Raw genomic sequence first — 15,029 nt, 5'->3', positions numbered from 1 at the left:
GTGCTTTCGGGCAGATCGCAGGCTGAGCAACCGGAAGACCCTGCCGGATCGATCAACCGATCGATCCGCTGACTGACTGCATCGCTTACGCGGAGGGTGCGTGATGCGGTTTGCCCGCCAGATAGGCGGCACGGAACTGTTCAAAATGATGGGATAAAGCCCGAGCTGCCTGACTGTCGCCCGCCTGCTCCAGCAGCGCCGCCGCCACTTCAGCGGTACAGTGCTGGCCAACGCCGTGCGCCTCGCGCAGGGTATAGCGCGACGGGGCGGTAACCGTCAGCGACATCACCGGTAAGGCGTCGAGCCACGGACTTTTGCGGAACATTTTGCGCGCTTCGGTCCAGGTGCCGTCCAGCATGATAAACAGCGGTGGCTTGCCGCTCAAAGGCGGCGCGGTCAGCACCGGGCGATCGGCGTCGGCATAGGCGGCCGGGAACACCACCAGCGGCTGATAATCAGGATTGCGCACCGCCTCAAGCAGCAGCGGGTCCGGCTCAGTACGCGACCAGCCAAACGCCTGGGTATCGGGCAGGATATCGGCAATCAGGCGACCGGTATTACTCGGCTTCATCGGCTCGGTATCAAACATCACCAGGCAAAAGCGGCTGCGCGCGGTTTGCGGCACGATATCATCGCACAGACAGTTCTTCTCAGGCAGCAGACAGCCCTGGCAGCGTAACACGCGATTGCCGCGCGCAAGAAAAGGGCGGGTGGCACGGGCGAGGCGTTGGGTGCGCAAGCGCAAAACAGCATTATCAGACATGAGTATTCAGGGCAGGAAAAACCACAGTGTAATCGAAGCGCCGCCGAAAAGGAAAAGGCCAGCAGCGCTGGCCTTAGCGGATTAGAGTGACTCGTCCAGCCACTCGTTGAACGGCGCTTTGGGCATCGCGCCATTCAGCATGTCAACCATCTCACCGTTCTTAAACAGCATAATGGTCGGGATGCTGCGAATGCGAAAACGGCTGCTGAGTGCCGGTTCGGCCTCGGTATTCACTTTAATAAAGCGAACCTTGCCGCTGCGCTCGCTGGCAACCTCTTTAAACACCGGCGCGAAGTTGACGCACGGACCACACCACGGCGCCCAGAAGTCGACGACCACCGGCAAATCGTCCTGCAGTAACTTATCTAAGGTGGCGGCAGTCGCGCTCACCACTTCGCCATCAAATAATCCATTTCCACAGCGACCACATTTTGCGCCTTCGGCAAGCCGTTCTTCCGGAACGCGATTGGTTGCCTGGCAGGAAGCGCATACCGTATTCATAGAAACCTCTGATATTGGAATGTGTCATTCTGGTAATATTGTCCATTATGAAAGGGGGCGAATGCCCTCTCAATCTGGATCGCTCTATAGGTTCAATAGTTGATAGCTAAGCGCCAGCACATCAGGTAATCTGCGCGCTCTCAATGCAGGAGGAACATATGAACGACGAATTTAAAGGCAAAAGCGGCAAGGTCAAAGTGATGTACGTGCGTGGCGAGGATGATAGCAGCGCGCGTGCGCCAAATCCTCGTACCGGCAAAGGTGGCCGTCCCGCTGCCCGTCAGGATGATAATCGTCGTTCTTCTGGCCCCCGCACTGAACGTAATGAAGAGGGCGGACGCTCTGCCGGCCGTCGTAACGATGACGGTGCCCGCAGCGGTTCTGCCCGTCGCGACGAAGGCGGTCGTGGTGCGCCACGCCGTAGCGGTGAAGGTGCAGGCCGCCGTAACGAGCGCGCCGATGATAATCGCGGCGCTTACAGCAACAGCGACTCGCCGTGGCGTACCGTTTCGCGCGCGCCGTCAGAGCGTCCGGCTGCGACCGAAAGTGATAAGCCCGATCACGGTGGCATCAGCGGTAAGAGCTTTGTCGATCCCGAGCAGATCCGTCGTCAGCGTATGGAAGAGACGCGCGTCTATGGCGAGAACGCCTGTCAGGCACTGTTCCAGAGCCGTCCGGAAGCGATTGTGCGCGCCTGGTTTATTCAGGAAGTGACGCCGCGTTTCCGCGAAGCGCTGCGCTGGCTGGCGGCGAACCGCAAAGCTTACCACGTGGTCGAAGATGCGGAGATCACTAAAGCCTCTGGCACTGAGCATCACGGCGGCGTCTGCTTCCTGATCAAAAAACGTATGGGTATGGCCGTGTCAGAATGGCTGAGCCAGGCGAGCGCCAAAGATTGCGTGCTGGCGCTGGAAGACGTCAGCAACCCGCACAACCTCGGTGCAATCATGCGTAGCTGCGCGCATTTCGGTGTGAAAGGTCTGCTGGTCAACGATGCCTCACTGCTGGAATCGGGTGCCGCGGTGCGAACTGCTGAAGGCGGCGCGGAACACGTGCAGGCTATCAGCGGCGCGACCTTCGGTGAAGGTCTCGAAGCGTTCCGTAAAGCCGGTTACACCATCGTTACCACCTCCAGCCATCAGGGTACGCCGCTGGCGAAAGCGGAACTGCCGGCCAAAATGGTGCTGGTGCTGGGTCAGGAACGTGAAGGTCTGTCTGACAGCGCCTTCCAGCAGGGTGACATGAGCGTGTCGATTGGCGGCACCGGCAACGTTGAAAGCCTCAACGTTTCGGTAGCAACCGGCGTGCTGCTCGCCGAATGGTGGCGTCAGAACGCATAAAAAAACGGGCCGAAAGGCCCGTTTTGCTGTCTGAGGTTAGTGCGCGCCACCGCCGCCGCCGCCGGCACCAAACGGCGGACGGGCAAACCAAATCAGTATCAGCAGGATCAGGAACACCCCCGCCGACGCCCAGAAAATCTCATTTGCCGAGATAATCAACCCCTGATTGGTTATCTGCTGGGCGATATACGCTGACGCCTGCTGCTGCGTCATTCCCATACTTTCCAGCTGGCTGTACATCTGTTGTGAATTAACGTTGTACGGCGTAATCGACTCGGTCAGATAGCTATGATGCATCGACTCGCGATTGGTCCACATGGTGGTGGTGATCGAGGTACCAATCGAGCCGGCCAGCGTACGCACAAAGTTCGACAGGCTGGATGCCGCCGCCAGTCGCTCCGGGGCTAAGCCTGACAGCGTAATGGTGGTCAGTGGCATAAAGAAGCAGGCGACCGCAAAGCCCTGAATAAACTGCGGCCATGCCGATGCGCCAAAATCCATCCCCGGTTCAAAGGTGTAAGCGCGCCAGTAGAAGCAGACGGCATACATAATGAAGCTGAAGGTGACCAGCCGCCGCATATCGAGTTTATGGGCGAAACGACCAATAATCGGCGACAGGATCACCGGCAAAATCCCCACCGGTGCCGAGGCCAGTCCCGCCCAGGTGGCGGTGTAGCCGTAGACCTCCTGCAGCAGCTGCGGCAACAGTACGATCGAGCCGAAGTAGAGCATGTACGCCAGACTGATCGATAAGCAGCCGATGGTGAAGTTTCGCGACTTAAACAGCGACAGATCGACAATCGGGTGGTCGTCGGTCAGCTCCCACACCAGCAGCACAGCCAGCGCAATCACCGCCACCACCGCCAGAACGATGATCTCGGTTGAACTGAACCAGTCCAGCTCCTTACCGCGGTCCAGCATCACCTGCAGACAGCCAATCCCGACCACCAGCAACACCAGTCCGACCATATCGATCGGACGGATTTCAGTTTTGGTTTCCCGGCCACGCAGGGTTTGCAGCGTCAGCATCACCACCACTGCGCCAATCGGCACGTTGATGAAGAAGATCCAGCCCCAGTGATAGTTATCACTGATCCAGCCACCGAGTATCGGGCCGCAGATCGGGGCCACAATCACCGTCATCGCCCACAGCGACAGAGCGATACTGCGCTTGGCCGGCGGATAGTTGCTCAGCAGCAGACTTTGCGACAGCGGGATCAGCGGACCGGCAACGATCCCCTGCAGCACGCGGAAGAAAATCAGCATCTCAAGGCTTTCTGACATGCCGCACGCCCACGAGGCGATAGCAAACAGAATGGTAGCCCAGGTGAACAACTTCACTTCACCGATGCGTTTTGCCAGCCAGCCGGTAATCGGAATCGAAATGGCGTTGGCGACGCCAAACGAGGTGATGACCCAGGTGCCCTGCGAGTTCGAGGCACCGAGGTTACCGGCGATAGTGGGGATGGCGACGTTGGCGATGGTCGAGTCCAGTACCTGCATGAACGTCGCCAGCGACAGCGCAATGGTCATTAAGACCAGCGGCATCCCTTCAAGCGGTTTTTGTGCCATTACAGCCTCCGCGTCATCATCCGGCGTTGGCGCGGACGATATCGGTGATCAGCTGATTGACCGGCGCAAGGTCAATCGCCAGCGCATTGCTGCTGTAAGCCGCCTGCTGACGCACGCTGGTCGCCAGGGTGCTGCCCTCGGTGTTGGTGGTATCGATTTTCACCAGCGTCGACAGACCAATACGCAGCGGATGCTGCTCGATATCCTGCGGGTTAAGCTCGATACGAACCGGCAGACGCTGAACCACTTTGATCCAGTTACCGGTGGCGTTCTGGGCAGGCAGCAGGGAGAACGCGCTGCCGGTGCCCATATCTAACCCGACCACTTTGCCGTGATAAACCACGTCGTCGCCGTAGATATCAGCCACCACCGTAGCCGGTTGGCCGATGCGCACGCCCGCCAGCTGGGTCTCTTTGAAGTTGGCGTCGATCCACAGATTGGTCGCCGGCACCACCGCCAGCAGCGGTGTGCTGGGGGAGATTTGCGAACCGACCTGCACGCTACGGCGTGAGACAAAACCGTCCATCGGGCTGCGGATCTCGGTCCGCTGCAGCGCCAGCCAGGCGTCACGCAGTTCAGCGGCGCTCTGTTTAACCGCTGGCTGGTTTTCCAGCGAGGTATTGAGGATCATCGCCTGATTGGCGTTGTATTGCTGTACCGCCACGTCCAGCTCAGCTTTGGCAGAAGCCACTGCATCACGGGCGTGCTGTAACTCTTCACGGCCAATCAGATTCGAGGCACCCAGCGGCTCACGGCGTTTCAGATCCGCTTCTGCCTGAGCCAGCGCCGTCTGACGTAAGGTGATGGTCGCCTGATACTGCTTCGCGTTAATCATCAGCTGATGCGTCTGACGTACGCTGGTGGCCAGTGCGGTCTGTGCTTTTTCAAACGCCTGTTCCGCATCAGTTTTATCCAGCGAAACCAGCACATCGCCTTTTTTAACGAAGTCGGTATCTTCAAACCAGACTTTGTTCACGCTACCGGAAACCTGTGCCATCACCTGAACCTGGTTACCCGCAACGTAAGCGTCATCGGTCTCCTGAAAATGGCGCAGCACCAGGAACCAGTAGACGCCCCAGGCAATTCCAATCAGCACAAAGATCAGCGCCAGCACGATGAGCACACTTTTGCGCTTCTTCTTTTTGTTAGCTGACGGTTGCGGGCTTTGTGCTTCTGCCGTTGCACTCATGTCTTTCTCCACGTTTTCCATTTAGTCGGGATGCAGAAATCCATTCCCGCAAGCGCCCGAGTCGAAAAAGCCAGCGACTGAGCGCTGGCCGGATAAAAAAGGAAAGTAAAATAACGGTTTCGACAGGTGATTGTGTCGCACTTCTTGCTATTAGCGTGACAGCGAGGCGATCAATTGATCTTCGTCCATTTTATCGAGGCGGTTAAGTAACTTACGGGTGATACCTTCCAGCTGGGACTTCTCATCGACCGACAGTGACGACCAGAGATATTGCAGGCTCTGATGCTGTGGCGGCAGCAGCTGACGTAAGAACTCATTGCCTTTTTCGGTCAGGTGCAGGTGCAGACAGCGACGATCATGATCGCTTTCACGGCGCTCGATCCAGCCGCGTTTTTCCAGCTCATCAGCAATACGCGTGGCGTTGGTCCGTGATGATCCCAGGGCGGAGCTCAGCTCTGACGGCTGAATACTCTGGTTCTCCTGTGCATCCAGCGTAATCAATGCCATGAACAGGGTTTCGTTGATTCCCTGTGCCTTCAGCATCTTGTTGCGGTTGTCCAGCAGTTTACCCTGCATGTGCATACAGAGACGCGTAAGGATAATTTCCTGTAACGGAAAATCCTTATGGCGATTGGCACGGATGTTTAGCATCTGCTCAATGGGAGTAAACGAACTTTCCATTAAAAAAAACCTCACTAATTGCAACTTGTATAATAACTATGGTGACAGATTAAGCGTAGTCACATTTTCGGCAGATGAGTAGAACCAGGGTCACGCTGCCACCATCTGGCGATTCCAGGCCAATCCGTGGCCCTGGGTTAAAAACCCGTACGCCCGGCAACAGCGAATGCGCCGGGACGTGATCAATAAAAGGTGTCGAATTTAATAATTTCGCGAGGAAAAATAACTGAAGTGAATAGGTTTATCACTAACCATAACAAACCTAACCATATGTGACCAGACTCAATCAGCTGTCCGGCCTGCGCTTCAGCGCATTTTCGCTTGCTCATACCGCTGTCCGTTAAACCAAATCAACAGGTTAATCAGCGTCAGGACAGCGCCTGCGCTACACACACCGTACCAGCCGGACAGATGGTAGGCGGTGGCGGAAAGCAGCGAACCCGCTGCGCCGCCAATAAAATAACTGGTCATGTAGCCGGCATTCAGGCGGTTACGCGCGTCCGGCATCTGGGCATAAATCACACTTTGATTGGTGATATGGACCGCCTGCACCGCCAGATCCAGCAACAGAATGCCGATAATCAGTGCCGTAAGAGAGTGGGCACCGAAGGCAATCGCGATCCATGACAGCAGCATAATCAGCAAGCCGATGCGGGTAGTGAGCTTCGCCTTACCTTTATCTGCCAGCGAACCCGCCTGACGCGCCGCCAGCGCGCCGGCGGCACCTACCAGTCCCAGCAGACCAATTTCGCCCTCTGAAAAATGATAAGGCGCGGCTGAAAGCAAAAAGGCCATCGAGGTCCAGAGCAGGCTGAAGTTGGCAAACGAGAGGCAGCCGGTCCAGGCGCGGGTACGGATCACCCGATTGCTGGCGTAGAGCCTGAAAATTGACGCCAGCAGCTGGCGATAGCTCATCGTCACCGACACGCTGATGCGCGGCAGGAAGTGCCACAGCGCCAGCGCCATCACCGCCATCAACAGGCTGGCGGTCCAGTAGACCGTGCGCCAGCCGCCAAGTTGTGCCAGCCCGCCGGCGACGGTTCGCGCCAGCAGGATACCCAGCAGCAGGCCGCTCATCACCGTGCCGACAATTTTGCCGCGCCGCTCCGGCTCAGCCAGCGTCGCGGCCAGCGGCACCAGAATTTGCGCCGCCACCGAAAACAGACCGGTCATCAGCGTACCGAGCAGTAAAAACAGGAAAGAGCGGGAGAGGGCGATGATCACCATACCCGCTGCAGCCAGCAGGATCATGGTCACGATCAGGCTGCGCCGTTCGAATCGGTCACCGAGCGGCACCAGCAGCAGTAATCCGCAGGCATAGCCCAGTTGCGCGGTAGTAACGATAAAACCGGCGAGGCTGACTGAGAGATCGAACTGGTGAGCAATGGTACTGAGCAAGGGCTGAACGTAGTAATTGCTGGCAACGGACAGCCCGGTGGCTACCGACATCAACATTACTAAAGCAGGCGTCAGACCCTGACGGGAAGCATTCATAAACAACAACGGCAGCTAATAATCATAAGAGGTTAATAATAACTCAAAAAACTATTTCACACGCATCTTTATTAACAGGCCATACCAGTGTGTTTAACAGAAACAAAAAAGGGCGGAAAGATCCGCCCTGCAGGAAACCAGAAAACTTACTGCGCAGCCGCCTGAGCGTCGCTAACCCATTTATCGAATTCAGCCTGGTGTGCTTTGATCCAGCCATCGACGTGACCGTTGATCGCCTCTTCTGACGACTGGCCGGCATGCATCGCGGCGTTTTCAGCGTTGATATCCGCCAGCGGCAGCTTCATTTCAGCGAACAGTCTGGCCGCCGCCGGGTTTTTCTCAGCCCAGGCTTTGTTGGCCACAATGTGCATGGTATTCACCGGGAAGCCGTAGTTCGCGCCGTTTGGCAGTTTGGTATCGACATTTTTCTGCTCGCCCGGCATTGAGGAGAACGGCACCTGCAGCCAGGTGACATCGCGACCCGGCTTCATCACATCGCTGACCCAGTAAGGTGTCCAGGTGTAATAAAGGATAGGTTTAGCCTGCTTAAAGCGGGTAATGGTGTCAGCAATCATGGCGGAATAGTTACCCTGATTGTGTTCAACGGTTTTACTCAGGCCAAACGCCTCGATCTGATGATTAATCACCGCTTCACAGCCCCAGCCAGGGGTGCAACCGGTCAGATCCGCTTTGCCGTCACCGTTGGTATCAAACAGCGCAGCGATTTTTGGATCCTTTAACTGCTCAATATTGGTGATGTGATACTGCTCAGCGGTTTTTTTATCAATCAGATAACCCTGGGCGGCACCGGTGACGTAAGTGCCCTGACGGTAGAACTTCGCATCGCCGCCGGCGGCTTTGTACATATCATCGTGCAGCGGCTGCCAGTTGGTGGCGATAAAGGTCGCATCGCCAGCAGCGATGGTGGTGTAGCCGACGTTGTAATCCACTTCGCTCGGTTTTTCGACCTGATAACCGAGCTTTTCCAGCGCGCGGCTGACAATCAGGGTCTGAAAAGTCTCTTCAGAAATGGTGCTCTGAATCGGTTTCACCGTAATCCCTTTGCCGGGTAGATCGGCTGCAGAAACCTGTGAAACGGCAAAGGTGGCTAACACGGCGGCCAGCAGAGGAGCTGTCTTGCGCATAGTAATTCCTTATTTTTTCGATTGTAGCGGAGCGGGCGACACGCGGGTGTCGCCCGAAAACTCATTTCTTACGAAACGGGGAGAGGAGCAGACCAATCGGGCCGCTGTGGTACCAGTGACGGTTGCCACGACTGCGGTTATCACGGCCGAAGGATTGGGTCAGGCGATCGAGAATAATGGCGAGGATCACAATGCCGACGCCGCCGACCGTTGCCAGCCCCATATCGAGACGGCCAATGCCGCGCAGTACCATCTGGCCGAGTCCGCCGACGGCGATCATTGAGGCAATTACCACCATCGACAGCGCCAGCATCAGCGTCTGGTTAACGCCAGCCATAATGGTCGGCATCGCCAGCGGCAACTGCACTTTGAACAGCAGCTGGCGCGGACTGGCACCGAACGATTCGCTCGCTTCGATCAGGTCAGCCGGCACCTGCTTAATCCCGAGAATGGTCAGGCGAACAATCGGCGGCAGGGCGAAGATAATCGTCACCACCACCCCAGGCACGTTACCGATACCAAACAGCATCACGATCGGCACCAGATAGACGAAGGCGGGCGTGGTCTGCATCGCATCCAGCAGCGGCCGGATAATGCGTGCGGCGCGCTGACTGCGGGCCAGCCAGATCCCTAGCGGCAGGCCGATCAGAATACAGAACAGCAGCGCGGTGAGGACCAGCGCCAGCGTCACCATCGCCTGCGACCAGGCACCAATCGCGCCAATCAGTACCAGCGAAATCAGCGTGGCAACTCCCATCGCCGGGCTGGCGATCTGCCAGGCAATCAGCGCGAAAACCACAATCGCGACCGGCGCGGGCATGCCCAGCAGCAGTTGCTGAAAGGCGCTGAGAATGTAATCGACCGGCACCCGGATACCCTGGAACAGCGGCCGGAAATGATTCACCACCCAGTCGATACCGTCAGTTACCCAGTGATCGAGCGGAATCCAGGTTTTGTGGAACGGGTGCAGAATATTGAAGTGTTCAGGCTGGGCCGCCGGTGCGCTGTGCAGCCAGTCACTGCTGGCCGCATCCGGTGTTGTACTGCCATCCGGCGTGCCCCATGCATCGGTGCCGCCGCTGCTGGCGGGCGCGCTCTGACTGCTGGTGGAGGCGGCGCTGCCGCTTTCCCACGGATTGCTGGTGTCCTGACTCATGGCTGGGCTCCTTCACGATCTAATGCGCGCAACAGCGTGCTTTTGGAAATGATACCGACGTACTGATTCTCCTCACCGACCACCGGCACCGCGCAGGGGGCCTGGGCAACGTGAGAAAGTAAATCGTTCAGTGAGGTATCTGCGGGAACCGCAGCCGGTGCGTCGAGCAGCGCGCTGTCTATCCCTTCGCCGGCTGCCAGCGCGGCTTTCAGCGAATCGGTGGAGACGACGCCGATAAATTTCTGCTTTTCCAGCACGTAGCCGTAATCGCGATCTTCATCCTGCAGCAGTTTGATGGCGGAGCGTGGACCGAAACCGGCCGCCTTACGGATTAGCGCGCCGGCGCTGCGACGGGCGATATCTTTGGCGCTGAAGACATGGCTGATATCCACCCCACGGAAGAAGGTGCGCACATAGTCATTGGCCGGATTATTCAGGATTTCATCCGGGGTACCAACCTGGACTACTTCGCCGCCCTGCATAATGGCAATCCGATCGCCAATACGCATTGCTTCATCCAGATCGTGGGAAATAAAGACGATGGTACGCTGTTGCCGCGCCTGTAATTTGACCAGCTCATCCTGCATCTCGGTACGAATCAATGGATCCAGCGCAGAGAAGGCTTCATCCATTAATAATATATCGGGATTAATCGCCAGCGCGCGGGCTAATCCGACGCGCTGACGCATGCCGCCGGAAAGTTCATCCGGGTAGGCGTGGGCATAATTCTCCAGCCCGACCTGACGTAACGCGTCTAATGCTTTTTCCTGCCGTTCAGCCAGCGGTACTCCGGCTAATTCCATGCCGAACGCACTATTATTCAGTACATTCATGTGCGGCATTAACGCAAATGACTGGAATACCATACTGATTTTATTTCTGCGCACCTCGCGCAGTTCGCTGTCGGATATTTTTGCAATATCGACACCGTCAATAATCACCTGGCCGCGTGTCGGCTCTATCAGACGATTGAGAAGGCGAACCATGGTCGATTTTCCTGAACCGGATAACCCCATGATGACGAATATCTCGCCTTCTTCAATGGCCAGACTGGCGTTCTTTACCCCGAGAGAGAGACCGGTCTTCTCAAGGATCACTTCTTTGGTTGCCCCCTTTTCAATATATTTAAATGCGCGGTCCGGATTATCACCAAATATCTTATAGAGATTTTTTACTTCGAGTTTAATTGCCATGCAGTAATTAAATCCTGGTTGGTATATTTACTATTTATCTGCCTGTTCCACTGAAATTTGAGCAGGCCATACCGTAGCACACTGAGATCATCTGACAACCCTGCTGACCAATATTGGCGTGGCGTCAGGCCAGCCAATGCCGATTATCGTCAGTGCTCACAAGGGATCAGCGCAGATTAATTTTTTATGAATTGAACGCGAAATTATTGGCATTTCGGCCGCTTTTCCACGGCAAAGACGGAAAATGGGCGCTCGTAAACGGCAAATATTGCCAGAATAAAGGTGACCGATAGTAGGAAATAATCGTCTTAGTCATCGACTTTTTGCAGCAGAATAATCGCCGTTGAAAAACCGATATTATGCCAGTCTCAGTGTTGGTGAAAAAGGCCAATTACGGCAAGGCGGCGTGGAGTGAATACGCAGGGGTAAAACCGCAGCGGGCGGGCCGGGAAGGGGAATGAAAAGGGCAGTACCGGGCGCGGCATGGCTGCACCCGGCAGGGATCAGAAGTTCCAGTCTTCGTCTTCGGTTTCGACCGCTTTTCCCATCACATAGGAGGAGCCGGAACCGGAGAAGAAATCGTGGTTTTCGTCGGCATTTGGCGAGAGCGCCGACAGAATGGCCGGATTCACCGCCGTCAGCTCGGCCGGGAACAGCGCCTCATAACCCAGATTCATCAGGGCTTTGTTGGCGTTGTAGTGTAAGAAGGTTTTCACCTCTTCAACCCAGCCGACATCGGCATACAGCGCTTCGGTGTAGGCGATTTCGTTCTCATACAGCGCCAGCAGCAGGTCGTAAGCGAACTGTTGCAGCTCTTCGCGGCGCAGATCATCCGCCGTTTCCAGCGCTTTCTGGAACTTATAACCGATGTAGTAGCCGTGTACCGCCTCATCACGAATAATCAGACGGATCAGATCGGCGGTGTTGGTCAGCTTACCGCGGCTTGACCAGTACATCGGCAGCCAGAAGCCGGAGTAGAACAGGAACGACTCAAGGAACACGCTGGCAATCTTCTTCTTCAGCGGGTCATCGGCCCGGTAATGCTCAAGAATGATGCGCGCTTTATTTTGCAGCGGCGCATTCTCTTCGCTCCACTGATAGGCCGCATCGACATCCTGCGTGTTACACAGCGTCGAGAAGATCGAACTGTAGGAGCGGGCATGGACCGCCTCCATAAAGCTGATGTTCGACAGCACCGCCTCTTCGTGTGGCGTCAGCGCATCGTCCATCAGGCCCGGCGCACCAATCACATTCTGAATGGTATCGAGCAACGTCAGGCCGGTGAAGACCCGTATAGTCAGCTGCTGTTGCTGCGCATCCAGCGTCTGCCAGGCGGGCAGATCGTTGGAGAGCGGCACTTTTTCCGGTAGCCAGAAGTTGCTGGTCAGGCGGTTCCAGACCTCAAGATCTTTGTCATCCTGAATCCGGTTCCAGTTAATCGCTTGAATCTGTTTTAGTTGCATAGTTTTTATCACAGTGCGCAGGAGACGCAGCCCTGAACCTCTGTGCCTTGAAGCGCCATCTGGCGCAGTCGGATGTAATAGAGCGTTTTGATGCCTTTTTTCCACGCGTAAATCTGCGCTTTGTTGATGTCACGGGTGGTGACGTCATCGCGGAAGAACAGCGTCAGTGACAGGCCCTGATCGACGTGCTGCGTGGCTTCGGCGTAGGTATCAATAATCGCTTCCGGCCCAACCTGATACGCATCCTGATAGAGATCGAGATTGTCGTTGGTCATAAACGGCGCGGGATAATAGACGCGACCGGTTTTGCCCTCTTTGCGGATCTCAATGCGTGACACGATCGGATGAATGCTGGAGGTGGCATGGTTGATGTACGAGATCGAACCGGTCGGTGGAATCGCCTGCAGGTTCTGATTAAACAGACCGTGCTGCATTACCGCCTCACGCAGCGCCTGCCAGTCCGCCTGGGTTGGCAGCGTAATACCGGCATCAGCAAACAGTTGCGCCACCCGTTCGGTGCGCGGACGCCATGCCTGCTGAAGGTATTTATCGAAGTAGCGGCCGCTGGCGTACTGTGAATCAGCAAAGCCGTCAAAACTCTGCTGCCGTTCCCGCGCCAGCTGGTTCGAGGTGCGCAGCGCATAGTAGGTGATGCAATAGAAGTAGAGATTGGTGAAGTCCAGCGCTTCCGGTGAACCGTAGGCCATGCCTTCGCGCGCCAGATAGCCGTGCAGGTTCATCTGACCGAGGCCAATCGCATGTGAGCGGCGGTTGCCTTCGGCCACGGACGGCACCGAGCCGATCTCGCTCATCATGGAGACGGCGGTGAGGGCGCGGACCGCCACATCGACGGTGCGTGCCAGGTCACGCGAATCCATGGCGTGGGCAATATTCAGCGAACCGAGATTACAGGAGATATCTTTGCCGACCCGGCGATAGCTGAGATCGTCAAAATATTCGCTGGCGCTGTTTACCTGCAGAATTTCGGAGCACAGGTTACTCATATTGATGCGGCCGGCGATCGGGTTACTGCGGTTCACGCTGTCTTCAAACATGATGTAGGGATAGCCCGACTCGAACTGGATTTCGGCCAGCGTCTGAAAGAAGTCGCGCGGCTGAATATAGGTTTTGCGGATGCGATCATCCGTCAGCATCTCGTGATACTTTTCGCTGATGCTAATGTCGCCAAACGCCTGGCCGTAGATACGCTCCACGTCATAGGGTGAGAACAGCGCCATCGGCTGGTTCTCTTTCGCCAGCTGGAAGGTGATATCGGGGATCACCACGCCGAGCGACAGGGTTTTAATGCGGATCTTCTCATCGGCATTTTCACGTTTGGTGTCGAGGAAGCGGAAAATATCGGGATGGTGTGCGTTGAGCCACACCGCGCCCGCGCCCTGGCGTGCACCGAGCTGATTGGCGTAGGAGAAGGCATCTTCCAGCATTTTCATCACCGGGATCACCCCCGATGACTGGTTTTCGATGCGTTTGATCGGTGCGCCTGATTCGCGCAGGTTCGACAGCAGGAAAGCGACGCCGCCGCCGCGCTTCGACAGCTGTAGCGCCGAGTTCACCGCACGGCCAATCGACTCCATATTGTCTTCAATACGCAGCAGGAAGCAGGAGACCAGCTCGCCGCGCTGCTGCTTGCCGCAGTTAAGGAAGGTCGGTGTAGCGGGCTGGAAGCGGCCGCTGAGTATCTCTTCCAGCAGTGAACGCGACAGGTTTTCATCACCCTGCGCCAGCGTCAACGCGACCATACAGGCCCGCTGCTCAAAGCTTTCGAGGTAACGTTTGCCGTCAAAGGTTTTCAGCGTGTAGCTGGTGTAGAACTTCCAGGCACCGAGAAAGGTTTTGAATTCAAAGCCCCAATTTTCCGCCACAGCGTGCAGTTTAAGCAGGAAGTCAAAATCGTACTGGTTCAGCACCTCAGCTTCGTAATAGCCCTCCGCCACCAGATAGCGCAATCGCTCGGTGTTACTGGTGAAAGGCACGGTATTGGGCTGCACGTGCTGCAGGAAGAACTGACGCGTCGCTTCGCGATCCTTATCAAACTGAATCCGGCCATCGGCGTCGTACAGGTTGAGCATGGCGTTGAGCGCGTGGTAGTCCAGCGTCACGGTGTTGAGGGTATCTGTTGTTGCCAAAATTGGGTTACTCCCGCTTTAACTTTCGCGATATCGTCAGGCGTTCCCATCAGCTCAAAGCGGTAGAGACAGGGAACCTGACATTTTTTTGCAATGATGCTGCCGGCCAGGCAGTAACCGGCACCGAAGTTACGGTTACCGGCTGCGATCACCCCACGGATGCCGCGGCGGTTAGCTTCATCATTAAGAAACTGAATCACCTGACGTGGCACTGCGCCACGGCTGCTGCCCCCGCCATAGCTCGGCACCACCAGAATGTAAGGCTGGTCGGTGTGCAGTGACTGTGTCGCATCGAGCGGGATGCGCCGGGCCGGTAAGCCGAGGCGCAGGATAAACCGGTGGGTGTTTTCCGACTGGCTGGAAAAATAGACCAGTGGGAACATCG

The 15,029-nt window shown here is 56.5% G+C and carries 13 protein-coding genes; 1 reads left to right on the top strand and 12 read right to left on the bottom strand.

Annotated features, from left to right (window positions below; all coding sequences use genetic code 11):
* Window positions 1-85: 85 nt before the first annotated feature.
* Window positions 86-763, bottom strand: a complete 678-nt coding sequence (locus tag AC6I8I_RS14770; protein WP_497828015.1) for a tRNA-uridine aminocarboxypropyltransferase — start codon at window positions 761-763, stop codon at window positions 86-88.
* Between the two features lie 81 nt (window positions 764-844).
* Window positions 845-1,264, bottom strand: a complete 420-nt coding sequence (gene trxC, locus AC6I8I_RS14765) for a thioredoxin TrxC (RefSeq protein ID WP_312057556.1) — start codon at window positions 1,262-1,264, stop codon at window positions 845-847.
* A gap of 158 nt (window positions 1,265-1,422) precedes the next feature.
* Here trxC and AC6I8I_RS14760 point away from each other — a divergent pair, with 158 nt between their 5' ends.
* Window positions 1,423-2,604: a tRNA/rRNA methyltransferase gene (locus AC6I8I_RS14760; RefSeq protein WP_312759120.1), complete on the top strand. Its 1,182-nt coding sequence runs from the start codon at window positions 1,423-1,425 to the stop codon at window positions 2,602-2,604.
* A 36-nt stretch (window positions 2,605-2,640) separates the two neighbouring features.
* On the opposite strand, the gene emrB is transcribed toward AC6I8I_RS14760, so the two are convergent.
* From emrB to nrdI, 10 genes are all read right to left on the bottom strand, one after another.
* Window positions 2,641-4,176: a multidrug efflux MFS transporter permease subunit EmrB gene (gene emrB, locus AC6I8I_RS14755; RefSeq protein WP_312057558.1), complete on the bottom strand. Its 1,536-nt coding sequence runs from the start codon at window positions 4,174-4,176 to the stop codon at window positions 2,641-2,643.
* 16 nt (window positions 4,177-4,192) lie between these two features.
* On the bottom strand, window positions 4,193-5,365 hold the full coding sequence (emrA, locus tag AC6I8I_RS14750; RefSeq protein ID WP_312055195.1) for a multidrug efflux MFS transporter periplasmic adaptor subunit EmrA: 1,173 nt from the start codon (window positions 5,363-5,365) through the stop codon (window positions 4,193-4,195).
* Window positions 5,366-5,515: 150 nt separating this feature from the next.
* The gene (gene mprA, locus AC6I8I_RS14745) at window positions 5,516-6,046 is read right to left on the bottom strand and encodes a transcriptional repressor MprA (RefSeq protein WP_031376453.1); all 531 of its coding nucleotides are present in this window, start codon (window positions 6,044-6,046) and stop codon (window positions 5,516-5,518) included.
* Between the two features lie 306 nt (window positions 6,047-6,352).
* A complete protein-coding gene (locus AC6I8I_RS14740; protein ID WP_312759116.1) occupies window positions 6,353-7,540 on the bottom strand; it encodes an MFS transporter in 1,188 nt (395 codons plus the stop codon).
* 146 nt (window positions 7,541-7,686) lie between these two features.
* The gene (gene proX / locus AC6I8I_RS14735) at window positions 7,687-8,685 is read right to left on the bottom strand and encodes a glycine betaine/L-proline ABC transporter substrate-binding protein ProX (RefSeq protein WP_312055193.1); all 999 of its coding nucleotides are present in this window, start codon (window positions 8,683-8,685) and stop codon (window positions 7,687-7,689) included.
* 61 nt (window positions 8,686-8,746) lie between these two features.
* Window positions 8,747-9,841 (bottom strand): glycine betaine/L-proline ABC transporter permease ProW, encoded by a 1,095-nt coding sequence (proW, locus tag AC6I8I_RS14730; RefSeq protein ID WP_497828014.1) that lies wholly within the window; start codon window positions 9,839-9,841, stop codon window positions 8,747-8,749.
* Complete coding sequence (gene proV, locus AC6I8I_RS14725) at window positions 9,838-11,034, bottom strand: glycine betaine/L-proline ABC transporter ATP-binding protein ProV (RefSeq protein ID WP_497828013.1); 1,197 nt, start codon at window positions 11,032-11,034, stop codon at window positions 9,838-9,840. The genes proW and proV overlap by 4 nt, the downstream gene beginning before the upstream one ends.
* Window positions 11,035-11,537: 503 nt before the next feature.
* Window positions 11,538-12,497 (bottom strand): class 1b ribonucleoside-diphosphate reductase subunit beta, encoded by a 960-nt coding sequence (nrdF, locus tag AC6I8I_RS14720; protein ID WP_497828012.1) that lies wholly within the window; start codon window positions 12,495-12,497, stop codon window positions 11,538-11,540.
* Window positions 12,498-12,505: 8 nt separating this feature from the next.
* A complete protein-coding gene (nrdE, locus tag AC6I8I_RS14715; RefSeq protein WP_497828011.1) occupies window positions 12,506-14,644 on the bottom strand; it encodes a class 1b ribonucleoside-diphosphate reductase subunit alpha in 2,139 nt (712 codons plus the stop codon).
* Complete coding sequence (nrdI, locus tag AC6I8I_RS14710) at window positions 14,614-15,027, bottom strand: class Ib ribonucleoside-diphosphate reductase assembly flavoprotein NrdI (protein WP_312759110.1); 414 nt, start codon at window positions 15,025-15,027, stop codon at window positions 14,614-14,616. The genes nrdE and nrdI overlap by 31 nt, the downstream gene beginning before the upstream one ends.
* Window positions 15,028-15,029 lie beyond the last annotated feature (2 nt).

The organism is Pantoea sp. X-Soil-YNGN-775 (genome assembly GCF_059730575.1).
The sequence above is the reverse complement of the archived record's forward strand: the minus strand, read 5'-3'. Positions and strand labels throughout refer to the sequence as shown.

What these genes read in the sequence shown, in the direction of transcription:
- AC6I8I_RS14760 (WP_312759120.1), top strand. Translation starts at nt 1,423, where the DNA reads ATGAACGACGAATTTAAAGGCAAAAGCGGCAAGGTCAAAGTGATGTAC.
- proV (WP_497828013.1), bottom strand. Translation starts at nt 11,034, where the DNA reads ATGGCAATTAAACTCGAAGTAAAAAATCTCTATAAGATATTTGGTGAT.
- proW (WP_497828014.1), bottom strand. Translation starts at nt 9,841, where the DNA reads ATGAGTCAGGACACCAGCAATCCGTGGGAAAGCGGCAGCGCCGCCTCC.
- emrB (WP_312057558.1), bottom strand. Translation starts at nt 4,176, where the DNA reads ATGGCACAAAAACCGCTTGAAGGGATGCCGCTGGTCTTAATGACCATT.
- trxC (WP_312057556.1), bottom strand. Translation starts at nt 1,264, where the DNA reads ATGAATACGGTATGCGCTTCCTGCCAGGCAACCAATCGCGTTCCGGAA.
- AC6I8I_RS14740 (WP_312759116.1), bottom strand. Translation starts at nt 7,540, where the DNA reads ATGAATGCTTCCCGTCAGGGTCTGACGCCTGCTTTAGTAATGTTGATG.
- nrdF (WP_497828012.1), bottom strand. Translation starts at nt 12,497, where the DNA reads ATGCAACTAAAACAGATTCAAGCGATTAACTGGAACCGGATTCAGGAT.
- nrdI (WP_312759110.1), bottom strand. Translation starts at nt 15,027, where the DNA reads ATGTTCCCACTGGTCTATTTTTCCAGCCAGTCGGAAAACACCCACCGG.
- mprA (WP_031376453.1), bottom strand. Translation starts at nt 6,046, where the DNA reads ATGGAAAGTTCGTTTACTCCCATTGAGCAGATGCTAAACATCCGTGCC.
- AC6I8I_RS14770 (WP_497828015.1), bottom strand. Translation starts at nt 763, where the DNA reads ATGTCTGATAATGCTGTTTTGCGCTTGCGCACCCAACGCCTCGCCCGT.
- proX (WP_312055193.1), bottom strand. Translation starts at nt 8,685, where the DNA reads ATGCGCAAGACAGCTCCTCTGCTGGCCGCCGTGTTAGCCACCTTTGCC.
- emrA (WP_312055195.1), bottom strand. Translation starts at nt 5,365, where the DNA reads ATGAGTGCAACGGCAGAAGCACAAAGCCCGCAACCGTCAGCTAACAAA.